Origin of the sequence: Pseudokineococcus sp. 1T1Z-3 (assembly GCF_037482365.1) — a bacterium.
Classification (GTDB): Bacteria; Actinomycetota; Actinomycetes; order Actinomycetales; family Quadrisphaeraceae; genus Pseudokineococcus.
Genome location: NZ_JBBHZF010000027.1, coordinates 43,813 through 67,375 on the forward strand (window position 1 = coordinate 43,813; position 23,563 = coordinate 67,375).

A 23,563-nucleotide genomic window follows, 5' to 3' on the forward strand; every position below is an offset into this window, starting at 1 on the left:
CTCGACCCTACGGCTGGCCGTGCCGCGCGAGGGGCGTGCTCGGGCCCTCGAGCCAGCCCTCAGCGCGTCGGCAGGGCCGCCTGCGTGGTCAGTCGCTCCGCCAGGCGCAGCGCCAGCGCCACGACCGTCAGCGTCGGGTTCGCGTAGCCCGACGTCGGGAAGACGCTCCCGCCGACGACCGAGAGGCCGCGGACGCCGTGGACCTCGAGGTCGGTGCGCACCACGCCGTCGGCCGGGTCGGGCGCCATGGCCGTCGTGCCCGCGGGGTGGGCGGCGTCGAGGACGGACCCACGCCAGGCGTCGTCATCCGTCATCGAGGGCAGCTCGCGCAGCGTCGCGATCCCGAGCCGCTCCAGGTCGGCCCCGACCCAGCGGGTCATCTGACGCGTCGTCTCCAGCTCGAGGTCCGAGCACGTCCAGCGCACCCGGGCGCGGGGCAGCCCGTGGGCGTCGAGCTCGTCGGCCAGGTAGACGCGACGCTCGGGGTCGGGCGCCTGCTCGACCCACAGCTGCAGCCACACGTGGGACGGGCGTTCCCCGATGGCCATCCCGCGCACCAGGCGCCGGTAGGCGGTGCGCGCGACGGCGGGGGCCGCGGTGGCTGCGGTCGCCACCTCCCGCACGAGGTGCTCCGGACGACGCCGGGCGCGGGCCGCGAGCGCCAGGCGTCGGCTGGCCCCCAGGCCCGGGTGGGCGTGCTCGTGCACGAAGACGGCGGTCGCCGCCAGCAGCTGGTGCTCCTCCTGCGCGCGCGCCGAGAGCCGGACCTTGGGGAAGAGCCGTCGCCCGCCGCGCCGCAGGACGACGTAGCGGTCCTGCAGCACCCGGAAGTCGGTCGGCAGCACTTCCGCGGTACGGATGATGGGGTGGTCCTGGAGGTAGCGCCCGGTGTGCTCGCGCCCGTCCCCGAGCCCGACCCCCTCGGGGTCGCTGAGCTGCAGGAGGCGTGCGTTCTCGATGGTCCCCGCGGCCAGGACCACCTCGCGCGCCGCGAGCTCGGCCCGCGTGCCGTCGGGGCGGACGACCTCGACACCGGTCGTCGCGCCCTCCTCGGTCCGCACCCGCGCGACGGTGGCGTGCAGCAGCACCTCCACCCGCGCGTGGGCCGCGAGCCGTCCGCGGTGCTCGGTGCCGAGCAGGGGCTGACGCAGGTACTCGGTGAAGTCGTGCTGGAGGTGCGCCGGGTCCCACGGGACCCGCGGGAGGCCCGGGTGCTCGGACCACCGGTCCTCCTCGTACCCCCGGCCGGAGACGTCCAACCACTCCTCGGCGCGGGCGTACCAGGGGTCGAGCTCGGCGCGCCGCACGGGCCACCCGCTGCGGTGGACCCAAGGACGCTCCTGGAGGTCGTGGTCGTGCAGGCGCATGCACTGGCCGTGCCAGAGCTGCGTCGTCCCGCCGAGGACGCGGGCCCGCCCGACGCCCAGGCCGTTGTACGGCAGGGCGTCGACGACACCGCCGTTGAGCCCGTCCCCCTCCGCCATGGCGCCCGGGTCCGCGACGTCCCCGCCGGACTCGAGCAGGAGCACCCGGCGGCCGGCGTCACCGAGGGCCAGGGCCAGCGCGAGACCTGCGGCGCCCGAGCCGACGACGACGACGGCGTCCCCCGCGTCGGCGGGGAGGGCGGCCGAGCGCAGGTCGGTCAGCACGGGAGGCACCTCACGGAGCAGTCGGGCGGCGAGGACCGGCCGGACCGGCTCCCCTCGGGCCAACGATCGTAGGGGCGGCATCACCGGGGGCGACGGCGCGCGGGCGGGTCAGCGCCGGGCTGGCGGCGCGTGCCACCCGAAGAGCGCACGAGCGGCACGCGCGCGCCGCTCCCGACCGGGCGGAGCGGCGGCTCCGGCGACCCCGTCCGGCACCGCTGCAGCAGACTGCGCCCATGAGCACCGCGTCCCCCTCCGTCGCCCTCGTCCACGAGCGCTTCACCGACTGGGCCGGCTCGGAGATGGTCGTCGAGCAGCTGGCGCACGAGTGGCCGCAGGCCCTGGTGCACGCGCCCGTCGTCCAGGCGGAGACGGTGCCGGCGCACCTGCGCCCGCGGCTGCGGCCCGGGCGGCTGTCGCCGCTGGCCCGGCCGGGGGGCGGCTACGCCCACCTCCTGCCGCTGCTGCCGGTGGCGCACGCCCGCACCCGCCTGCCCGACGTCGACGTCGTCGTCGCGAGCCACCACGCCTTCGCCACCCAGGTCGTGCACGCCACCGACGCCCCCGTCGTGGCCTACGTGCACAGCCCGGCCCGCTGGGTGTGGGACCGGGAGATGCGGCGCGGCGAGGTGGGCGGAGCGGCCGGCGAGGCGCTCCTCGGGGCCTTCTCGGCGGCCTTCCGGCCGGCGGACCGCCGGGCGGCCGGCCGGGTGCACACGCTGGTGGCGAACTCCTCGGCCGTCGCCGAGCGGGTCGAGCGCTGGTGGGGGCGGGAGTCGGTCGTCGTCCACCCGCCCGTCGACGTCGACAGCTACGCCCCCGACCCTGCGACGCCGCGCGAGGACTTCTTCCTCCTGGCCGGCCGGCTCGTGCCCTACAAGCGTCCGGAGCTGGCCGTGCGGGCGGCCACGGCGGCGGGCGTCCCACTCGTGGTCGCCGGGGACGGCCGTGCCCGCGCCGAGTGCGAGCGCGTCGCGGGGCCGACCGTCCGGTTCCTCGGCCGCACGACCGACGCCGAGCAGCTCGACCTCTACCGGCGGTGCCGGGCGCTGCTCATGCCCGGCGTCGAGGACTTCGGCATCGTGCCCGTCGAGGCCCAGGCGACCGGCGCCCCCGTCATCGCCGCCGGGGCCGGGGGAGCGCTCGACACCGTGCTGCCCGGCCGCACCGGGGCTCTCGTGCCCGAGGGCGCCGACGGCGCGGTCGAGCGCTGGGCGCAGGTGCTGGCGACCTTCGACGCCGACGTCGACCCGGCTGCGGTCCGTGCGCACGCCGAGAGCTTCTCCCGCGCCCGCTTCCGGGCCCGGATGCGTGAGGTCGTCACGGCCGTCGCCTGAGGCGGGAGGGGCCACCGCCACGCCCGGCGGGCCGCGCCCGCACCTGAGCGGTCTGCCCGAGAAGCAGCCGGACGGACCGACGACCGTCCGTCGTCCGGGTGACGCCGCGCGACGCAGGCGGTACGGCAGCGGCGGTGCGGTCCAGGGCACCCCCGGCAGCCCCCGATGCGGCGCCATGACCTCTTCCTCCGCGCACCGGCATCCCCGCCGAGCCCGCTCGCTCGTCCTCGCCCTCTCCCTCGGTCTCGGCCTCGGCCTCCTCCCGCAGGGGGCGACGCCCTTCCTCCCGGCCCCGACCGCCGCGGCGGCGAGCCTCGCCGACGTCGTCACCCCCTCCGTCGGCCGGGGCTACCAGCTCACGGTGGACGGCACGCGCCTGCACGGCACCACGCAGCCGGCCGGCACCGTCGACCTGCTCGTCACCTCCCCGCCCGCCATCCGCGCGGTGAAGGTCGTCATCGACAAGAAGGTCGTCGGCGAGTCGACCGACGTCGGCCGCGACTCCCGCGGCCAGCACGTCGCCGCCGTCCCTGTCGACCTCTCGGCCCTGGCCGGCCGGTCGACCCGGGTCCACGTGCAGCTCACCTACCTGAGCGGCTCCACCCACCGTCTCGAGGCGGCCTTCCGCGTCGCGGCCGCCGCGTCCACCCCGGCTCCTGCACCTGCCCCCGCGCCGGCTCCCGCACCCGCCCCGGCGCCCGCGCCCGCGCCCGCGCCCGTCCCGCCGCCGGTCGTCGCCCCGGCCGAGGTCGGCGTGCCGCTCACAAGCTTCGGCGCCGTCGGCGACGGCGTCACGGACGACACCGCGGCCATCCAGAAGGCCTTCAACACGGTCGCGGACGGCACGACGCTCCTCGTGCCCGCGGGCAAGACCTTCCGGCACACCAAGGTGCTCCGGCTCTCCCGCCCCGGCATCACGCTCGCCGGCAGCGGCACCCTGCTGGCCACCAACGACGCGAGCTCCTCGCTGCTCGTCCAGGGCAGCCGGACCACCATCCGCGACGTCACGCTCGCCCTCTCCTCCGCCCCGCAGCGTCGGGGCACGTGGGACGACATGAAGCTGACGGTCCTGTCGGCCGACGACGTCACCCTCGAGCGGGTCAGGGTCCGCGGCTCGGCCGCCGCCGGCGTCTACTTCTGGGGCGCCAAGCGCTTCCGCGCGACCGACCTCGACGTCCGCGGCACGAAGGCGGACGGCATCCACGTGACGGGGCCCTCCTCCGACGGCACCATCGTGCGCCCGGTCGTGCGCGACTCCGAGGACGACGGCGTCGCCGTCGTCTCCTACGCCCAGGACGGCCAGCCCGTGCGCCGCGTCACGGTCACCTCCCCCACCGTCCTCGGGACGCACTGGGGCCGAGGCGTGACGGTCGTCGGCGGCGAGGACATCACCTACACCGACATCCGCGTCGAGCGCTCCAACGCCGCGGCGGTCTACATCGCCAAGGAGCCGGGCTGGAAGACCTTCGCCCCGGTGCGCGTCAAGGTGCTCGGCGGCACCGTCGTCGAGGCCAACCAGTCGACCAAGGTCGACCACGGCGCCGTCCTCGTCTGGGACGGCTGGGCCGCCGGCCCCGGCCAGCTGCGCGACGTCGTCGTGCAGGACCTGAAGATCTCCGGCACCCGCGCCAGCGCCAGCCGCCAGGTCGGCTTCCTGCGGACCTCCGGGTCCACCGGCAGCGGTGTCCAGCTCAACCGCTTCACCATCACGGGTGGCCCGAAGAACCTGCTCACCTCCCAGGTGGGCAAGGCCGACCTGCAGGCCGACGGGTGGACCTACGACGGCCAGCCGGTCTGCGTCGTGAAGTAGGACCGCAGGTGGGCACCCGGCGCCCGTGAGGCCTGCCTCGGAGGCGTGCTCGCGTGCGCCCCTCGGGGCCTCGTCGGCCTGGCGCCGCAGGCCTGGCCCGTACCCTGGCCGCGCCCGGGCGGCGCGTGGGCGACCGGCGGAGGTGACGACGAGGGGACCCGGTGACGGCGAAGGACGAGAGGCCGGTGCAGCCGGAGGGCGAGCCCCCGCTGCCCGCCGGCGGCCTCGACGCCGCCGGTGACCCGCCCGCGGCCCCGCGCTTCGGGGGCGCGAACCGCCGTGCGGTGCTGAGCGGCGGGGTCTGGTCGGCGGCGAGCAACCTGCTGCCGATGGCCTCGACGCTCGCGCTGTCGGTCGTCATCAGCCGGGTCCTGGGCGCCGAGGTCCTGGGCGAGCAGAGCCTCGTGGCGTACGTCGCCTCGCTGATGGTCTCGGTCGTCATCTACTCCTTCACGGTGGCGAGCATCCAGCTCATCGCCTCGGCCGGCGGGGCGCAGGACCAGGCCCGCCTGGCGCACCTCGCGCGCTGGTCGATGGGCGCCCACCTCGTCGGGGGCGCCGTCGCGGTGGTCGTGCTCGTCGGCGCTGGGCTCAGCCGCGACTCCTACGCGGCCATCTGGTACCTGGCCGCCGCCACGGCCTTCGTGGACGCCGTCGGCTGGGGCCACGCCAGCCGGCACGTCGCCCGGCACGGCTGGAGCGCGACGTCGGCCCGCCGGCTCGTCGCCCAGGCGCTCACGCCGCTGCTCGGGATCGCGGCCGTGCTGCTCGGAGCGGGCGTCGAGGGCGTCTTCGCCACCCAGCTGCTCGTGGCCTCCGGCCTGCTCGTCGTGCTGCGCCGCCTCGAGCGGCGTGAGCCGCTGCCCTCGCCGGCCGGGCTGCCGGCGCCCGCCGCCGGCCCCGTCCTGCGGATCTGGTCCCTCTTCGCCGCCTCGGCCGTCGTCACCCAGGTCGTCGACCGGCGGCTCGAGGTCGTCTTCCTCGACCTCTACCGGACCAGCGTCGAGGTCGCCCAGTACTCCGTGGCCTTCAACATCGTCGGCATCGCCCTCGTCGTCGGCTCCGCCCTCGTCGGCGCCTCGGTGCCGGCCGTGGCCGCGGCGCACGGGGCCGGTGAGCACGAGCGCGTCGTCAGCGGCATGAGCCGCGCGGCCCGGGTCGTCCTCGCGACGAGCCTGCTCATGGCCGCAGGGGTCGCCTCGGTCGGGCCCGTCGTCGTCCTCGCCTTCTGGGACGACCCCGCCAACGACTACACCCAGGCCGCCGGCGTCGTGCGGATGCTCGCGCTCGGGCTGCTCGTCACCCCCGTCGGGGCCCTGTGCAACGCCTACTGGATGGGGACCGGGCGGCTGCGCCCCGTCCTGCTGGCCGGCGGCACGGGCGCCGTCATCAACCTCGCGCTCGCGACGGTGCTCATCCGCTCCATGGGCCTGGACGGAGCGGTCATCTCCACCCTCAGCGGTCAGGGCACCGCCGCGCTCCTCATCACCTTGCACACCGTGCGCACCGGGCTCCGGCTGAGGGTGCGACCCCTCGCACTGGTGCGCGTCGCGGTCGTCGCCGTCCTCGCCGGCGGTGCCGCGCTCGCCGTCGAGCAGGTGCTGGGTCCGTGGCTCGCGCTCGTCGCCGCCGTCGCCGCCTTCTCGCTCGTCGCCGCGGCGGGCCTGAAGGCCGTCGGCCTGCTCGACGCCGAGGACCAGCAGTGGCTCGAAGGTGCCCTGCCCGGTCCAGCCGCCCGGGTCCTCGCCGCCCTCTCGCCGGCGCGGGGGCGCTGACGTGCGCGTCCTCGTCGCCGGGCACACCGCCCCCGGAGGGGTCTTCACCGTCGGCAGCCACCACCTCGCCCGCGAGATGGCGGCAGCCGGGCACGACGTCGTCCACCTGTCCTCGCCCGTGTCGCTCCTGCACCTGGCGAGGGCGCGCGACCCCGAGGTCCGCCGCCGGCTGCACCTGGCCCGCGGCACCCACGAGGCTGCCCCGGGCGTGCCCGGGCTCCTGCCCCTGACGGTGCTGCCGCTCTCCGTCGGCCCGCTCGCGGTGGGACCCCTCGCGCTGCGCACGGCACTGCCCGCGCTGCGACGCAGCCTCGCGGCCGTCGGCGCCGACGACGTGGACGTGCTCCTCGTCGACCAGCCCCTGGCGTGGGGCCTGGAGCAGGTCGTGCGGTGCCGGACGATGGTCTACCGCTCCACCGACGTCGTCGAGGCACCCGCCAAGCTGGCCGGTGAGGCCCGGCTGGTGGCCAAGGCCGACGGCCTGGTCGCGACGTCGGCCTACGTCCTGGCCGGCCTGCGCCGGCACCGGGCCGACCTGCCCTCCCTCGTCCTCGACAACGGCGTCGACTTCTCCCGCTTCGCCGCCCCCGGGGGCGAGGGTCGCCGCGGGTCGGTCTACGTCGGCGCCGTCGACGACCGCTTCGACTGGGAGGCCGTCCGCTCCCTCGCCGAGGCGGCGCCCTGCGAGCCCGTGGACGTCTACGGGCCGCCGCGGGTCCCCGTGCCGCACCTGCCCGGCAACGTCGTGCTGCACGGGGAGGTCGCCTACGAGCGGACCCCCGACCTGCTGCGCGGTGCCCGTGTGGGTCTGCTCCCTTTCGCCCGCACCCCGATGAACGCCGGACGCAGCCCGATGAAGCTCTTCGAGTACCTCGCGGCCGGCCTCCAGGTGGTGACGACCATGCCGCCGTCGGTCTCCCCCGCCCCGCCGGGCGTCCACCTGCTCGACGCGGGGACGTCGGCGGTCGACGTCATGGGCCGCGCGCTGGCCGAGGGCGTCAACGCCGCAGGCCTCGACGCGGCACGGTCGATGGACTGGGCCGCCCGGGCGCAGACGCTCGTCGACTACCTGGAGGAGCTGCTCGCCTCGTCGCCGCGGCGGGCCGGGTGAGCGGCCCCGGGGGCCCGGGTGCTCGACGGCCGGCCCCGGACGTCTCCTCGGTGCCGGACGCCCCGGGCTCGGCCGGCAGCCGCCAGGTCGTCGTGGGCGGGCTGTGGCGGGTGGCCGCGACCCTGCTGCCGATGGTCTCGGCCCTGGGCCTGTCCGTCGCCGTCAGCCGGGTGCTCGGGGCCGAGGGCCTCGGGCTGCAGAGCCTGCTGTCCTACGTCCAGGGCTTCGTCCTCAACACCTTCGTGCTGTCCCTCACCCAGGCCGGCATCCAGCTGCTCTCGGCGGCGCGTGGGGCGGGCGACGAGGCGTCGCTGGGCTGGCTGCGGCGGTGGTCCTTGCAGGTCCACGCCGTCGTCGGCGGCCTGCTCTCCCTGCTGCTGCTGGGCCTCGGCGTGCTGCGCGGGGAGTCGCTCGTGCTGTGGGGGGTCATCGCCGCGACCGCCGTCGTGGACGCCCTGGCCTACGCCCTGACCGTCCGGGTCGTCACCTACGACGGCTGGGCGCGGGTGAGCCAGCGCCGGCTCTTGAGCCAGGGCCTCGGCCCGCTGCTCGGGATCGCCGCCGTCCTCGGCGGGCTCGGCCTGCAGGGCGTCTTCCTCGGCCAGCTGGTCGGCTCGTCCTACCTGCTCCTCGCCCTCCTGCTCCTGCAGCGGCGGGTCCCGCGCACCCCGGCCGCCGGCCCGAGACCGGCGCTCGGCCCGGTGGCGAAGGTCTGGCTCGGCTTCGTGCTCACCCTCGTGCTCACCCAGGTCGTCGAGCGGCGTGTCGAGCTGGTCTTCCTCGACCTCTTCGCCGGTCCTCGCGACGTCGGCCTCTTCTCGGCGGCCTTCACCCTCGTGTCCGTGGCGGTCGCGGCGAGCGCGGCCGTCACGGGCGCGGCGCTGCCGGCCGTCGCCCGCTCCTACGCCGCCGGGAGCACCCAGCAGCTGGAGGAGGTCGTCGGCCGGGCGCTGCGCGTGCTGGCCGCCGGCACCCCCGTGCTCGTGGCCGGCGTCCTGGTCGTCGGCCCGGTGGCGCTCGCGGCCCTGTACGGAGAGGACCTCGCCGAGGGCGCGCCGCTCCTGCGGGGGCTGTCCCTCGTGCTGGTGGCCGCGCCGGTGGCCGGCGCGCTCGCCGCCGTCGAGCTCGGCACCGGGCGGGTACGGCGCGTCGTGCGCGCGGGCCTGCTCGCGGCGGGCACCGACATCGGGCTGTGCCTGCTGCTCGTGCCCCCGCTGGCGGCCCCCGGTGCCGTCGTGGCCAGCGTGAGCGCCCAGCTGGTCTACGTGGGCGCGCTGCTCGTCGGCGCCCGCTCCAGCAGCGGCGTCCGGTCCCTGCGGCCGGCGCTGCTCGCCCGCCCGCTGCTCGTGGCGGTGCTCGCGGGGGCGCTCGCCGCGGTCCCGGCCGCGCTGCTGCCCGTCTGGCCCGCCGTCGTCACCGGCGGCCTGCTCTTCCTCGCGGTCGCCGGCGCCCTGGCCGTGCTGGTGCGGCCCCTGCGCGCCGACGACAGCCGGTGGTTGGCCGGAGTCGTCCCCGGGCCGATGAGGCGTGCCGTCTCGCTGCTGGGCCGGCGGGCGGGCGGGCGCTGAGCCGACCACCCGAGGAGGTGTCGTCGAGCTCCGCGCGGCGCAGGTAGCGTCGTCACCGTGACGGACCCTGGGCGGCGGCCGCGCGCCCTCGTCACCCTGCCCGACGTGGCCTGGCCGGTCGACGGGGGCAAGCGCCTGCGGTGCGCGGGGGTGCTGCGGGGGCTGTCGGAGGTCGCCGACGTCGACGTCGCCGTGCTCCACTCGCGCGCCCCGGACGACGTCCCGCCGGTCCCGCCCGACGTGCGCGTCGCGCGCTGGACGCGGGTCTCCCCCGAGCCTCTGCCCCGCCTCCGGGCGGCCCTCGCGGCGGCCCGCGGGGGGCTGCCCGTCCACGTCGCCGCCCAGCGGTGGGACGAGGTCCGCCGTCACCTGGCCGCGTGGACGGCCGGACGGCACTACGACCTCGTCTGGTTCGGCGGGCTCGACCACGCGAGCGCCCTGCACGACGACCTGCCCGCCTCGGTGCGGCTCGTCGACTGCGACGACGTCGAGACCGAGAAGTGGCGCGCGTACCTGCGCGGCCCGGCCACGGGCGTCGACCGGGTCGAGCGGCTGCAGCGGCGCGTCGAGCTCCCCCTGTGGGGGCGCGTCCAGCGGGACGTGCTGCGATGGGCCGACGTCGTCGTGGTGTGCAGCGACGTCGACGCCCGACGGCTCCGGGGCTGCGCGTCGGGGGGCAGGCCCATACGGGGCCGCGCGCACGTCGCCGTCGTGCCGAACACCTACCCCGACCCGGCCGCCGTGACAGGCACCGGCACCGGCCTCCACGCCCGCACCCGTCTCGGCCACGACACCCCGAGGCACCCCCCGAGCAACCCCGTCGCCCTCGTCGTCGCGAACTACGCGACACCGCAGAACCAGGACGCCGCCCGGGCCGCCGCCCACGGCCTGCTGCCGGAGCTGCGCGCGCGCCACCCGCACGCGGGCGTGCGCCTCGTCGGTCGCGACGCCGACCGGCTGGAGGACCTGCGCGGGCTCGACGGTCTCGACCTCGTCGGCCCCGTGCCGGCGGTGGCCGGCGAGCTCGCCGCGGCGACGGCCGTCGTCGTCCCCATGCGCTTCGGCGGCGGCACCCGCCTCAAGGTCCTCGAGGCCTTCGCCCACGGCGTGCCCGTCGTCTCGACGTCGCTCGGCTGCGAGGGCGTGGGCGCGGTGGACGGCGAGCACCTCCTGGTCGCCGACAGCGCCGCCGCCATGGCGGACGCGGTGATGACGTTGCACGCGGACCCCCTGAGGGCCCGACAGCTGGCCGGCGCGGCGCGGCGTCACTACGAGCGGCACTTCACCCCGGCCGCGTCCACGACCGCCGTTGCCGAGGTCGTCAGCTCGGCCCTGACGGCGGGCAGGCCCGCGCGCTGAGCGGTGCCGTCCGGCGGCGCGGCGGCTAGGGGCGGCGGGCCCGCACGGCGGCGACGGTCTCGGCCGCCACGTCGTCCCAGGACCGTGGCGTGCGCACCGCGCCCGCGGCGGCCCGCTCGACGTCCGCGGCCGCACGCCCGCGGCGCAGCGCGGCGACGGTGGCGGCGACCCAGGGGTCCGGGTCGTCGAAGGGCAGGTGGGGCGCCGCGTCGCCCGTCGCCTCGACGAGCGCCGGGTCGGTCGAGGTGATGACCGGTGCGCCCAGGTCCAGGCCCTCCAGCGCCGGCAGCCCGAAGCCCTCGGCCAGGCTCGGGCACAGCACGACGGCGGCCTGCTCGTAGCACCAGCGCAGCGGCGCGTCGGGCAGGCCGGTCAGCCGCACGAGGGAGCCGGCGGCCGCCAGCCGGTCGAAGTGCTGCCCGTGCACCGTCTCCCCCCAGCTGTCCGGGCCGACGACCACGAGGACCGCCCCCGGCACCTGCTCCACGACCCGCGGCCACGCGTCGACGAGCAGGGGCAAGTTCTTGCGCGGGCTCGGGTCGCCGACGACCAGCGCGAAGGAGCGCCCGGCCAGCTGCGGCAGCGGCTCGGGCACGGCGTCCAGCAGCGTGGGGGACGTCGCGAGCGGCACGACGGCGGTCCGGGTGGGGGCCTCCGGCACCCACCGCGCGACGCCCGCCGCCGTGGCGGCGCTCACCGAGGCCAGCACGTCGGCCTCGCGCAGGCTCGAGAGGTAGGGCCGGCGCAGGAGCACCCGCTTGGCCCGGTCGAAGTCGGCGGGGCGGTCGAGCAGGATCATGTCGTGCACGGTGAGCACCGTCGTGGCCCGCCCGATCCGTCGGCGCAGCGGCAGCAGGTGCTTGGTGCCCTGGACGACGTCCAGCCCGTCACGGCCCAGCGGTCCGCCACCGAGGCGCTCGACGAGGGCCGTCGCCAGCCGGGGCAGACGTGGTGCGGCGTGCACCCGCTCGGCGGGCAGCCACCCGCGGAACCACTCCTTCGCCTCGCCGGCCAGGACGTGCACCTCGACGTCGTCGCGACGCTCGAGCGCCGCCGCCAGCTGGGTCGTGTACCGCACGATGCCGCCGCCCTGGCCGCCCGGGCCCACGTGCGTGGCCATGACCAGCCAGCGCAGCGGACGCCCGTCGCCCGGTGCGCGTCCGGCTGCGGTCGAGCCGCTCACGAGCGCACCTGCCGCCGCACGGGCGTGCCCTGCTCGACGGCCCCGCCGGGAGCGCGTCCAGCCCCGCCGTCCTGCTCGGAGCCCCGGGCGCGGGCGACGTAGAGGGCGACCGCGACGACGCACAGCACGGCCGGCAGGACCCGGCCCTGGCTCCAGTAGACGTAGCGCGGCAGCTCGAAGACGCCGGTGGCGGCCACCGGGTAGAGCAGCAGGCCGACGAGGCGGCCCTCGACGAAGGCCTGGTAGGCCAGGCCGAGCAGCACCCCGGCGAGGCCGAGGTAAACCAGGCCGCCGACGACGCCGAGGTCGACCAGCGGCACCGTCAGGCCCCCCGGGTTGTTGAACTCCGGGTTGCCGTAGCGCTCCAGCAGATTCTGGGAGGCGAGCGGCGTCGCCGCCGACAGGCGGTTGTACAGGTCGAGGTCGGCGACGACCGGCGCGTCCCAGAACAGCTGCACGCTCTCGTAGGGCAGACGGCCGGCGAAGGTGCCCTCCTCCCACCGGATGGCACCGTTGTTGAAGGCGGTGGCGTAGTACCCCGAGATCCGCGCGAGCACGAAGCCCCAGAACGTCTGGTCGGTGCGGCTCTCGAAGAACTGCCAGCTGCGGGAGTACTCGAACGCCCCGAAGACCGCCACGACGAGCGGCACGAGCACCACCGGGGCCAGGGCGACCGCGCGACGGGCCACCACGGGCCCGCGGCGACGGAGCGTCATGGCCGCGACGACGGCGAGCGGCACGAGCAGCTCCAGGAGCGCCAGCCGCTCGGTGTTGACGAAGGAGCGGAAGAGCGCCAGGAGGAGCACGACCGCCAGCCGGCGCGCAGTGCGGGCGTCCCAGCGGTGCACGAGCAGGACGCTCGCCATGACGACGTAGGCCAGCCCGGCCTGCGTGAGCGTGGTGACACCCGGGACGGGCTCCAGCTGCGCCCGGAACTCCGAGCCGTAGTTGTCCTGCGCGACGAAGGCCTGGACCAGGGCGGCCGGGGACAGACCCCGGGCGGCGGCGGCGGCCGCGAAGGCGAGGTACCCGGTCGCCGTCAGCCAGAAGACGACGCTCGAGCCTCGCTCCAGCCGCCGCAGGCTCTCCGGGCCGAGCCCCGGCCACGGTCGCACCACGCGTCGTCGGGCGAGGGAGCGGACCACCGCGGCCCCGGCGAGGAAGGCGAGCGCCGCCGCCGCGGTCAGCGCCACCGTCTCGCCCGAGAGCACCTTGGGCGTGCGCCACAGCAGGCGGTAGGTGTCGTCGCCCAGCGAGGCGGCGTACCAGAGCGACACCGGCACGACGAGCGCGAGTGCGCCCACGGGCGAGATCCACCAGAGCCCTCCCGGCACCGTGGAGCGCGCGGGGCCCCCGTCGCCCACCGGTGCGGGCGCCAGCCGCCCGGCACCCCGCGCCCCGGCTCCTGGCCCGCTAGCCACGGGCGGCTCCAGGGCCCCTGGGGAGTGCCGACGCCTCGGCCCCGCCGGCAGGCCCGGCTCGCTCGCGCAGGACCCGGGGCGGCCGGTCCACCACCCCGGCGACGAGCCCGCGCACGTAGGCGGCGTCGGCACGGGCCAGGACCCGCTGGCCACGGGCGGCGCGCAGGAGCACGGCACCGCACTTGCGGACCGCGTAGTAGAGCAGCTGCGGGCGTGAGAGCCGGTGCAGGCGCCAGAGGTGGCCCATGCCGCAGCCGTAGCTGAGCATCTTGGTGACGAACCGCTCGTCGGGGTCCTCTCGAGGCTCCTCCTGGAGCACGACGATGCGGGGGTCGTAGCGCACGCGCCCACCCGCGTCCAGGACGCGCAGGACGAGGTCGGACTCCTCCCCCGCGCCGTACCAGCCGGCCGAGCCGACGCCCATCGACTCGTCGAAGTGGCCGACGGCGTCCATGTCCTCCCTGCGGAAGAACATCGTCGACATGATCGAGGTGTGGAGGAAGTTCCACCGCGTGATAGGTCCGGTCGACCGACGCCACCGCAGCATCGACGGCAGGCCGCTCTCGGTGAGCTGGCGCCCGGAGAGCCCCGCGAGGGTGCCGTCGGAGGCGAAGGTCTCGACGACGGCCCGCAAGGTCGAGGAGGTGTACCAGCAGTTGTCGTCGGGGAAGCCGACGACCGGCGCGCGCACCAGCCCCATGCCGACGTTGCGCCCGACCGACGCGCCGCGTCCTGAGGTGGTCCGGGCCGTGCGTGCGAGGGCGCCCGGGGCTGACGGCGGCGCCAGGCGCTCCAGCACGGCGGCGCAGGACTGGTCGGGGCTCTGGTCCACGAGCACCAGCTCCACCTGGCCGGCGACGTCCGAGGCCAGGACCGAGCGCAGCAACCGATCGAACTCCGTGGGTCGGCCCACCGTCGTGACGACGAGCGCCAGGGCCGGTGCCGTCATCGGCGACCGGAGCCGCTGCGCGCTCGCTCCGGCTGGTCCTCCTGGGCCGCCTCGTCCCGCGAGCGCGAGCCGGGGCCGTCGTGCTCACCGGCGAGCCCCAGGTCCTCGCGCAGGCCATGGCCCTCGTCCGGCCCAGGACCCTCCTCGTGCCCACGAGCCGCGCCCGCCGAGGCGGCCGGCGCCTGCGCGTCGGGGCCGGGGCCTGAGGCGTCGTCGGAGGCCGGCCGGTCGCCGACGGGCGGGACGGCGTCCGCCGCTGCGCCACGCCCGCGGCGCTCCCGCGGGCTGGCCGGCTCGGCCAGCAGCACCGCCGGGCCGTGGCCGTCGGCGGTCAGGGCGCGCACGCCCACGTGGACGTCGTCGCGGGAGGAGACCCAGAGCCCGGCGACGAGGGCGCAGGTGTCGGCGAGCGCGGCAAGGCGAGGCCCGGCGCCGGAGCGGTCGAGCGAGGGCGCGTCGACGACGACGTCGTGACCGGTCGCGCGCAGCGCCGCCACGAGGCCGCGGTTGGCGAGGTGCTCGAGGTCGCTGGCGCTGGCACCACGCGTGCCAGCCGTGATGACGAGCAGGCCCTCGACCCCGCTGACCTGCGCGACGGCCAGCAGCTCCTCGGCGGCGAGAGGGCGGTGCCCGTGGGTGCCGAGGTCCAGCAGGCCGCGGCCGCTGGTGTCGACGCCGGGCAGGGAGCCGGCCGGGGACGGTGTCGCCCCGGGCACCGCGTCGCCCGCGAGGACGAGCACGACCGGCGCGCGGCGGGCCATCGCCGCGGCGTGGTGCAGGGCGAGCACGCTCGTGCCCGCCCCCTCGCCAGCGCCCACCATGGCGACGACGACCGGCGTGTCGTCCCGTCCGGCGAGCAGCTGAGCCGACTGGCGCTGGGCCGAGCGGGCGAGGGGCGAGGTGGCACCGGCGCCGACGGGGACGAGGTCACCGGCCCCGGCAAGAGGAGCCCGCGGGGCGAGGACGCCGTCGACCCCGACGAGGTCGGCCTCCCCGCGCAGCGTCGTCGAGCGCTGCCGCCAGGTCAGCGCGAGGCCGGCGCCCGCGAGCGCCCCGAGCAGCGCGCCGAGGACGACGCCCAGAGCGGCGGGGGGCAGGCCGTCCGGCTCGGAGACCACGGCCGGCTGGAGGATGGTCGCGCCCTGGTCGGCGGTCTGGCGGGCGAGGCCGATGCTGCTGGAGAGGGTCAGGAGGTTCTCGTAACGGCCCTGGAGCGCGGTGACCGTGCCCGCGTCCGGCGGCAGCACCGAGCCGGTGCTCGCGGCGTCGATCTGGCCCACCACCGTGTCCAGCTGGTCCTGCACGGCGGCGGCCTGCTCGTCCAGGCGGGCGACGGCCTGCTCGGCGCGGACCTCGTTGTAGCGCTCGGCTGCGATCTCGGCGGCCGCGAGAGCCACCTGGGGCGTGTCCGCCGTCGCGGAGACCTGGACGACGTTCGACTGGTTGACCCGGGTCGCCTCGAGGTCCACCTCGCCGCCGGCGGCGTCCTCGACCTCGGAGGTGAAGCGCTCGCTGTTGAGGTAGACCAGCTCGGTCTGCAGGAAGGCGTCGCTGACGTCGACCGAGGGGTCGAGGCTCGCGTCGGGGTTGGAGGTCACCGAGCTGTCCGGCTGCAGCGCCATCAGCGAGGCGGCGGTCGAGCTGACGGACCTCGTGGCCCCGAGGACGCCACCGAGGACGGCCCCGAGGAGTGCCGCGACGACGACGACGGCGACGACGACCTGCGTCCCCCCTAGGCGGCTGACGGTCGGTCGACGCACGGTGCGGTCCTCTCCTGGCGCGGCGGTGGCCCGCCGCTGGTCGTGGTCCGGTCCAGACCCTGGCTGCGATGTCTCCGGTGGCCCTCAGGACACCTGCTCGGACCGTGACCGGTGGGCGATGGAGCTGCTGGCCGACGGAGCTGCCGGCACCTCCGGCCCGGTCGTCGGCCCGGTCGTCCCCCCTGGTGGAGGGTAGCCCTGCCGCGTCGACGGCACGGCCGTCTCCGCCCGGCGTCCGCCGGACGGGTGGCGGCGCTACCCCGCCGCGAGCGGGTCGACCTCCTCGCCGTCGGACGTCCAGCCCTCGACGACGAGGTCGGCGCCGGCGGCGGGCGCGGAGAGCAGCGCCGCCGGGCCGCCCACGAGCGAGAAGCGCTCCAGCCGCACGCCGTCGACGTCCTGGCCGCCGATGACCCCCACCTGGCGGCTCGCGGTCTGCCGGGTCCCGGTGATGTCGACGTCGACCACGGCGACGTCGGACAACGAGGAGTCGTCGTTGCCGTCGAAGAGGAGGACCGCGCCGTGGTCGATGCCCTCGTCGATGTTGGCGTCGACGACGACGGCGCCGTCGACGAGCACCCCCGAGGTGCTCGTCGTGAAGTACGGGTCGCCCTCCGTGGCGACGTAGATGCCCGCCGCGGCGGTCTGCGCGACGTCCACGTCGGTCCAGGTGATGTCCTCGCCACCGACGACCGAGATCCCTCGGGCATCGGACTCCCGCACGACCGGCCGCTCGACCTCGATGCGTGCGCTCGGCGCCCCGTCCTGGCTGTAGGACACGACTGCGACGCCGTCGTCTCCCGTCCGGGAGGTGGAGACGTCGACGAGCCGGCCGTCGCTGGAGCCCTGGGTGACGTGGATGCCGTCGGCGCGGGTGTCCTCGACCTGGACGCCGTCGAGCAGGAAGTTGGTGGACGCGCCGGCGACGAAGACGCCGGCGGCGGCGGAGCCACGCACGGTGACGTCGCGCAGCTCGACGCCGTCGGTGCCGCGCAGCAGCAGCCGCTGCTGGTCCTCGGCGGACCAGCGCTGCGTCGTGCCCGGCGTGGTGAAGGTGACTCCTGAGACCAGGACGTCGTCGGCCTCGACCTGGAAGGACGAGCGCTCCTCGTCCGTCGCCCGCAGCTCCGCCCCGCCGACGACCTCGACGTCGTCCACGGAGAGGGTGATGACGTCGGAGGTGGCGTAGACCGCGTCGTCCGCGAGGACGAGCCGCTGCCCCGGCTCGAGGGCGTCGAGCGCCTCCTGCAGGGCTGCGGTGTCGTCGGCCACGCCGTCGCCCACCGCACCGAAGGCCTCCGGCTCCACCCGCTCGGGCCGGGTGAGCACGTAGGCGAGCAGGGCCGCGGCGACGGCCAGCACCAGCGCCACGGCGACGACGACGAGCCGACGGGCCCGGCGCCCCGGCGGCGGGGGCGCCGACGAGGTCGCCGGCTGCGCCGTGGGCGCACTCATGCGCCGCCCCCGCGGAAGACCTCGCGCAGCGTGAGCAGGACGATCTTGGCGTCCAGCCACAGCGACCAGTTGGCGATGTAGTAGTTGTCGTAGCGCGCGCGGTCCTGGATCGACGTGTCGCCGCGCAGCCCGTTGACCTGTGACCAGCCGGTGAGGCCGACCGGCACGCGGTGGCGGGCCCAGTAGCGGGTGTGGTCGCGGCTGAACTGCCGCACGAACGTCGGCCGCTCGGGGCGCGGGCCGACGAGGCTCATGTCACCGCGCAGGATGTTGAACAGCTGCGGCAGCTCGTCCAGCGAGCTCTTGCGCAGGAACCGGCCGATCGGGCTGAGGCGGGAGTCCTTGGCGATGTTCCAGTTGGTGCGGCTCTCCTCCTCGGTGGCGGGCCGCATCGAGCGGAACTTCAGCACCGTGATCGGCCGCGACCACAGCCCGACCCGCTCCTGCCGGAAGAGCACCGGTCGGCCGGAGTCGACGGCGACGGCGACGGCCACGCCCAGGAGCACGGGCGCCAGCACGACGATCGCGAGCAGCGCGAGGCCGCGGTCGACGAGGCGCTTGACCATCCAGGTGGGGGAGGACATGACGTCGGTGCGCAGCCGCACCAACGGGGTGCCGCACAGGCTCTCGACGTCCTGGCCGTCGTGCTGCAGCTCGAACAGGCGCGGCACCACGAGCACCTCGCAGCCGTGGGAGGCGGCGACGATGACGCTGTCCACGACCTCGGCCTCGGGCTGGCTGCTGTAGGCGACGACGACCGTGTCGACGCGGTGGTTGTCGAGGGCCTCGTGCAGGCGGGCCTCGTCCTCCATGAGCACGGGGACGTCGCGGTCGAGACCGCGGCTGCGGCTGCGGCCGTCGATGTAGCCGACGGGCAGCAGCCCGCGCTCGGGGTGCTTCTGCATCGCGGCGACCAGCTCGCGGCCGACCGCCCCGGCCCCGAGCACGAGGGTCCGCCGCCGTGTGGCGGGGTCCCTGCGGAAACGGGCGCGCAGCCCGGCGTAGAGACCGACGCGCAGGGCGGTGGACGCCGCGAGGAAGAGCGTGAGGAAGAGCGTCGTCGGCGCCAGCAGCTGGGAGCTGCCCCAGAGCACGACGGAGATGCTGGCGACGCCGAGGGTCAGGACGGTGCTCTGGACGGCGCGGGGGAACTCGTCGAGGACGCTGAGACCGAGCCGACGCTGGTAGAGCCCGAGCGTGGTGCGGGCGAAGACGAGCAGAGCCGCCGTCAGCACGGCCATGAGGCTGTGCAGCTCGACCGCGAGGGCGGCGGCGACGACGACGACGAGGTCTCCGCCGAGGGCGACGACCGACCGGACGTCGACCCCCTGGCGCCGGTGCCCACCGGTCGCCGCGGCGGCGGCGAGCATGCCGTCGGCGTCGGCGACCCGGGCGGTCTCCTCCCGCCCGGCCGAGCGCTCGACGACCGCGGCCAGGCGCGAGGCGGCGCGGGTGCGCGGCGCCGGGACGGCGTCGACGCCGGTGAGGGAGGCACCTGCGGACGGCGGCCCCGCGCCCCCACCCGGTACGGGCGAGGGCACGTGCGGGGAGCTCGCGGCGTCTGCGGCCATGCGGGGCTGTCCTCCGTGGTGGATGTTCAGGTGCAGCGACGTCCTCGGCGCCACGGAGATCTCATGGTCACACGCTGTCGTCCCCCGCGTCGAGGATTCCGCGCACGATCGGGCCGGAGTCACCCTTAAGGGCGGCGACCAGCGCCGTGAGAGGGCTAGTGGCAGTGCTCGTCACACAGCGAGACGACGCCTGCGCCGATGAGGTGACGTCCGGGGTTCGGCGCCAAGGGCGGGGCGGATGGGTCGAAGTCCGGTGCTCCCGCGGTGAGGTCGGCGCCGGCGGGCACCGGAGCCGACGCAGCCAGGAGGTCTCGTCCGGCCGGCTCGCGCCCCGCCGGACGGCTCAGAAGAGCACGGTCGCGAGCGTGCCGACCGCACGGAACCCCGCGCGCCGGTAGGCCGCCACCGCGGCGGTGTTGAAGTCGTTGACGTAGAGGCTGACGGCGACCTCGGACCGCTCGCGGGCCAGGCGGGCCACCGCCGCCGTGCCCGGGGCGGCCAGGCCGCGGCCCCGCAGCTGCGGGTCGACGAAGACGCCCTGCACCTGGACGGCGCCAGAGGAGACGGCCCCGAGCTCGGCCTTGAAGGCGACCCGGCGCGCGGTCCCCGGCGCGAGCACGGGCCGCAATGCCGGCCCCTCCCCCGCGTCCAGGCGCAAGAAGGAGCGCCGGGTGCGCACGAGCTCGGCCACCCGGGACCGGTAGGCGCGACCACCGTCGCCACCGACGGGCGAGTAGCCCACCTCCTCGGTGAACATCGCCACGCACGCCGGCAGGAGCACGTCGAGGTCCTCCTCGACCGAGCGCCGCACCAGCGGGTCGGGCTCGACCGCCGCGGGACCGTCGAGGACGAGCAGCGGCTGGCGCTGCCGGACCTCTCGCGCCCGGCCCCAGGAAGGCCTCAGCCGGTGCCAGAGGCCGAGGGCGGCGTCGGCCGGCCCGACGATGGAGGAGCAGCGCCGCCCCTGGGCGCGGGCGCGCGCGGCGAAGGCGTCGAGCGCCGGCTCCCCCGCCTCGACGGGCACGAGGTTGGCGCCGGACCAGCAGGCCGCCTGCAGGTCACCGGGCGGCCCGAAACCCCACAGCTCGCCCCCGAGCCGGCGGGCGTCCGCGCCGTGGGTCTCCACGCGACCGGCGACGAAGACGTTGGTGACGGCGTCGCGCGCGCACAGGGCGAGCAGCTCCTCGCGGTCGCCGTCGCCGAGCACCCTCGCCCCGGTCCGCAGCACGTCCGCCATCTCACCACCCCGGCGCCGAGGCGGCAGGGACGACGCGGCGGCCGAGATCGACCCCAGGGGTTGGCACGGCTGCGGCGACGGCTCAGCGCAGGGGGCCGCCGCGCTCGGCGACGGAGGTGAGCAGCCGCTCGAGCACCGCGCCGCCCGAGGCGCGCAGGCCGTCGTGCTGCCACTCGTTGGTGACCCAGACGTCGACGGCGCCGACGGCGCGCGCGGTGGCGAGCGACAGCTCGACGTCGACGTAGAGGTCGTCGTGGTAGGCCAGCGCGGCCACGGGGACCTCGTTGCCGCCGAGCACGTCCTCCTCGTAGAGCGGGTCCCAGTCCTCCCGCGCGTGCAGCAGGTCGGCGGCGCCCCGGAAGGCCCGCAGCGCGGCGACCTCCTCCAGCTGCCAGGGGTAGGTCATCTCCCCCCGCAGCCGCACCGGGCGGGCGCTCTCGGCCAGCTCCGGCGGCAGCAGCCGCTGCGCCGCCCACGCCGTCGGCCCCTGGCCACGCTCGGGGCCTTGGGCGTAGATCGACTCGTGCATCACGACGTACAGGGGCGCGCCCGCCTCGTCGGTCTCGGCCTCGACCGCGGCGAGGAAGGACGGCGCGAGCGGCCCGCGGGTGGTCTCCGGCCCGTCGCGGAAGGCCTCGTCGAGCAGCCAGTGCAGCTCGTCGGAACCGTCGCCGCGCCCGAGCCCGAGCCCCAGCAGCTGCAGGCGGCGAGGGGTGAGCCGGTCCCCCGACGGCAGCCGCACGTCCTCGTCGTCGAGGCGGTCGGCGAGGGCGGCGAGCAGCGCGTCGTCGCCGGGGAAGCGGGCGGCGTGCCGCGCCCCGCGCTCCAGGACGCGCGGGTAGAGCCGCGTGTACACCTCCTCCGCGCTGGCCGTGAGCCCGGCGAGGCCGCCCGTGACGTAGCAGGCGGCCAGGCCGTGCGGCGCACGGGAGAGGTAGGTGAGGGTGACGAAGCCGCCGTAGCTCTGGCCGAGGGACTCCCAGCGGCGCCCGCCGTAGAGGGTGTGCCGCACGTGCTCGGCGTCGGCGACGACCGCGTCGGCGCGGTGGTGGCCGAGGTAGGCGGCCAGGGCGGCGTCCCCGCCGCTGGCGGTGATCTCCGCGGCGCGGCTGCGGTCCACGCGGGTGCTGCGGCCGGTGCCGCGCTGGTCGAGCAGGACGACCCGGTGGGTCTTCGTGGCTGCCGCGAGCCAGCCGCCGCCGGGCACGGGCCGCGGGCTCTTGCCGCCAGGGCCGCCCTGGAGGAAGAGCAGCAGCGGCAGGTCCTCGTCGCGTCGGGTGACGTCGACCACCTCGCGGGCCAGGACCTGCAGCGTCGGGCCGGGGTCCGCGGCCGCGACAGGGCCCGTCCCCGGCAGCCGGCGACCGCGCCGGGCGTCGCCGAGGTCCCAGCGCAGGGGGACTTCGAGCACGTGGTCGGTGACGGCCAGCCCGCGCAGCAGGGTGCGGGTCGAGCTGCGCAGCGGCACGCTCAGCCGACGCTGACGGTCGGCGCAGAGGCGGCGGCGCCAGGCCCGGCGGCGTCCCCGGCGGGCTCGCCCATCTGCTCGGCCAGGCGCTCGGCCTCGGCGATGAGGGTCGCGACGATCTGGTCCTCGGGCACGGTGGCGATGACCTCGCCCTTGACGAAGATCTGCCCCTTGCCGTTGCCGGAGGCGACGCCGAGGTCGGCCTCGCGGGCCTCGCCGGGCCCGTTGACGACGCACCCCATGACGGCCACGCGCAGCGGCACGGTCATGCCCTCCAGGCCGGCGGTGACCTGGTCGGCGAGGGTGTAGACGTCCACCTGCGCCCGCCCGCACGAGGGGCAGGAGACGATCTCCAGCTTGCGCGGGCGCAGGTTGAGCGACTCGAGGATCTGGTTGCCGACCTTGACCTCCTCGGCCGGCGGCGCGGACAGCGAGACGCGGATGGTGTCGCCGATGCCCTTGCTCAGCAGCGCCCCGAAGGCGGTGGCCGACTTGATGGTGCCCTGGAAGGCGGGCCCGGCCTCGGTCACGCCGAGGTGCAGGGGCCAGTCCCCGCGCTCGGCGAGCAGCTCGTAGGCGCGGACCATGACGACGGGGTCGTTGTGCTTGACGGAGATCTTGAAGTCGTGGAAGTCGTGCTCCTCGAACAGCGAGGCCTCCCAGACGGCGGACTCCACGAGCGCCTCGGGCGTCGCCTTGCCGTACTTGTCCATGATCCGCTTGTCGAGGGAGCCGGCGTTGACGCCGATGCGGATGCTGACCCCGGCGTCCTTGGCGGCCTTGGCGATGGAGGCGACCTGGTCGTCGAACTTGCGGATGTTGCCCGGGTTGACCCGGACGGCGGCGCAGCCGGCGTCGATGGCGGCGTAGACGTACTTGGGCTGGAAGTGGATGTCGGCGATGACCGGGATCTGCGACTTCTGCGCGATGGCCGGCAGCGCGTCGGCGTCGTCCTGGCTCGGGCAGGCGACGCGGACGATGTCGCAGCCCGTGGCGGTGAGCTCGGCGATCTGCTGGAGGGTCGCGTTGATGTCCGTCGTCGGCGTCGTGGTCATCGACTGGACGCTGACGGGCGCGTCCCCCCCGACGTCCACGGTGCCCACCTTGATCTTGCGGGTCTTGCGGCGCGGCGCCAGCACGGGCGGCGGGGCGGCGGGCATGCCGAGGGAGACGGGGACGGGAGAGCTCATGGAGCCAGTATCCCCCGCGCCCCGGAGGAAGCCTGCCGGCCCGCACGTCCGGCGAAGGAAGGCCACCCCCGCCTCATCCGAGCGGTCGTCGCCTCTCGCATGCTCGGGACAGTGGGCGTGCACCGCTCGAGCCGGTCCCCCGTCCTGGCTCCGAGGCGAGGTCCACCTGAGGGGTGGTCTCCGCCCGAGCTCGTGGTGGTCGCCGTGGTGAGGCGACATGATCAGCGCCTCGGGGAGACCACGCCTGCCCCGGCGGCGGGAAGACCACCCGCGTCTGCGAAGAGAAGTCACTGCTAATGGGTATTCTTGCCGCCTTGGCCCTGGGGGCACTCTTGAGCATTGGTGGTTACGGCGCCTTCGCGTACCTGCTGTTGAGGAAGCAGACCAGGCACTTCACCGCCCTCGCGGTCGGGGCACTGGGCACCGTCGTCGTCGTAGCCGCGCTCCTGGTGGGGGTCACCTAGGGAGGAGCTCGGCCTCGCCGCGGGCGGGGATGTGCAGACTCGACCTGACCGGTCGCCAGGGAGGGCTCTCGGCCCCGAGGCGTCGGGGGCCGGCGGCCAGCCGTCCGACTTGCGGTGGCTCGGGCGGTCCGGACCTGACGCACACCTGGACCGGTAGATCTCGATCGCCTCGCCACGGATCACCCGAGCAGCGAGATCGGCCTCACGATGTCGGCGTAGTGCAGCAGCAGCGACACGACCGCGGGCAGGCTCGTGTCGA

At 76.2% G+C, this 23,563-nt stretch carries 16 protein-coding genes; 6 read left to right on the forward strand and 10 right to left on the reverse strand.

The features are described from left to right. Nucleotides 1-59 precede the first annotated feature (59 nt). Complete coding sequence (locus WDV86_RS15840) at nt 60-1,649, reverse strand: GMC family oxidoreductase (protein WP_339568619.1); 1,590 nt, start codon at nt 1,647-1,649, stop codon at nt 60-62. Nucleotides 1,650-1,882: 233 nt separating this feature from the next. Here WDV86_RS15840 and WDV86_RS15845 point away from each other — a divergent pair, with 233 nt between their 5' ends. The 6 genes from WDV86_RS15845 to WDV86_RS15870 all read left to right on the forward strand — a co-directional run bounded on the left by WDV86_RS15845 (nt 1,883) and on the right by WDV86_RS15870 (nt 10,606). After that, nucleotides 1,883-2,983 (forward strand): glycosyltransferase, encoded by a 1,101-nt coding sequence (locus WDV86_RS15845; protein WP_339568620.1) that lies wholly within the window; start codon nt 1,883-1,885, stop codon nt 2,981-2,983. A gap of 175 nt (nt 2,984-3,158) precedes the next feature. Further along, entirely contained in the window at nt 3,159-4,793 is a 1,635-nt protein-coding gene (locus tag WDV86_RS15850) for a glycosyl hydrolase family 28-related protein (RefSeq protein WP_339568621.1), read from the forward strand. Between the two features lie 161 nt (nt 4,794-4,954). Next, nucleotides 4,955-6,568: a lipopolysaccharide biosynthesis protein gene (locus WDV86_RS15855; protein WP_339568622.1), complete on the forward strand. Its 1,614-nt coding sequence runs from the start codon at nt 4,955-4,957 to the stop codon at nt 6,566-6,568. Nucleotide 6,569: 1 nt separating this feature from the next. Beyond that, nucleotides 6,570-7,679, forward strand: coding sequence for a glycosyltransferase family protein (locus WDV86_RS15860; RefSeq protein ID WP_339568623.1), 1,110 nt, complete (start codon nt 6,570-6,572; stop codon nt 7,677-7,679). Between the two features lie 50 nt (nt 7,680-7,729). After that, nucleotides 7,730-9,247 (forward strand): lipopolysaccharide biosynthesis protein, encoded by a 1,518-nt coding sequence (locus WDV86_RS15865; RefSeq protein ID WP_339568624.1) that lies wholly within the window; start codon nt 7,730-7,732, stop codon nt 9,245-9,247. Nucleotides 9,248-9,304: 57 nt separating this feature from the next. After that, nucleotides 9,305-10,606: a glycosyltransferase gene (locus tag WDV86_RS15870; RefSeq protein WP_339568625.1), complete on the forward strand. Its 1,302-nt coding sequence runs from the start codon at nt 9,305-9,307 to the stop codon at nt 10,604-10,606. A 25-nt stretch (nt 10,607-10,631) separates the two neighbouring features. Here WDV86_RS15870 and WDV86_RS15875 read toward each other — a convergent pair whose 3' ends face one another. The 9 genes from WDV86_RS15875 to ispG all read right to left on the reverse strand — a co-directional run bounded on the left by WDV86_RS15875 (nt 10,632) and on the right by ispG (nt 22,810). Continuing rightward, on the reverse strand, nt 10,632-11,789 hold the full coding sequence (locus WDV86_RS15875) for a glycosyltransferase family 4 protein (protein WP_339568626.1): 1,158 nt from the start codon (nt 11,787-11,789) through the stop codon (nt 10,632-10,634). Beyond that, nucleotides 11,786-13,093, reverse strand: coding sequence for a hypothetical protein (locus WDV86_RS15880; RefSeq protein ID WP_339568627.1), 1,308 nt, complete (start codon nt 13,091-13,093; stop codon nt 11,786-11,788). The genes WDV86_RS15875 and WDV86_RS15880 overlap by 4 nt, the downstream gene beginning before the upstream one ends. Before the next feature lie 109 nt (nt 13,094-13,202). Further along, on the reverse strand, nt 13,203-14,159 hold the full coding sequence (locus WDV86_RS15885; RefSeq protein WP_339568628.1) for a glycosyltransferase: 957 nt from the start codon (nt 14,157-14,159) through the stop codon (nt 13,203-13,205). Further along, nucleotides 14,156-15,919, reverse strand: coding sequence for a hypothetical protein (locus WDV86_RS15890; protein WP_339568629.1), 1,764 nt, complete (start codon nt 15,917-15,919; stop codon nt 14,156-14,158). The genes WDV86_RS15885 and WDV86_RS15890 overlap by 4 nt, the downstream gene beginning before the upstream one ends. A gap of 255 nt (nt 15,920-16,174) precedes the next feature. After that, on the reverse strand, nt 16,175-17,374 hold the full coding sequence (locus WDV86_RS15895) for a glycosyl hydrolase family 28-related protein (RefSeq protein WP_339568630.1): 1,200 nt from the start codon (nt 17,372-17,374) through the stop codon (nt 16,175-16,177). Further along, nucleotides 17,371-18,945, reverse strand: coding sequence for a sugar transferase (locus WDV86_RS15900; RefSeq protein WP_339568631.1), 1,575 nt, complete (start codon nt 18,943-18,945; stop codon nt 17,371-17,373). Before WDV86_RS15900 ends, WDV86_RS15895 begins: the two co-directional genes overlap by 4 nt. Before the next feature lie 343 nt (nt 18,946-19,288). After that, a complete protein-coding gene (locus WDV86_RS15905; RefSeq protein WP_445263131.1) occupies nt 19,289-20,173 on the reverse strand; it encodes a GNAT family N-acetyltransferase in 885 nt (294 codons plus the stop codon). Between the two features lie 91 nt (nt 20,174-20,264). Beyond that, nucleotides 20,265-21,650: an alpha/beta fold hydrolase gene (locus WDV86_RS15910; protein WP_339568633.1), complete on the reverse strand. Its 1,386-nt coding sequence runs from the start codon at nt 21,648-21,650 to the stop codon at nt 20,265-20,267. Nucleotides 21,651-21,652: 2 nt separating this feature from the next. Then, nucleotides 21,653-22,810 (reverse strand): flavodoxin-dependent (E)-4-hydroxy-3-methylbut-2-enyl-diphosphate synthase, encoded by a 1,158-nt coding sequence (gene ispG / locus WDV86_RS15915; protein WP_445263132.1) that lies wholly within the window; start codon nt 22,808-22,810, stop codon nt 21,653-21,655. Nucleotides 22,811-23,563 lie beyond the last annotated feature (753 nt).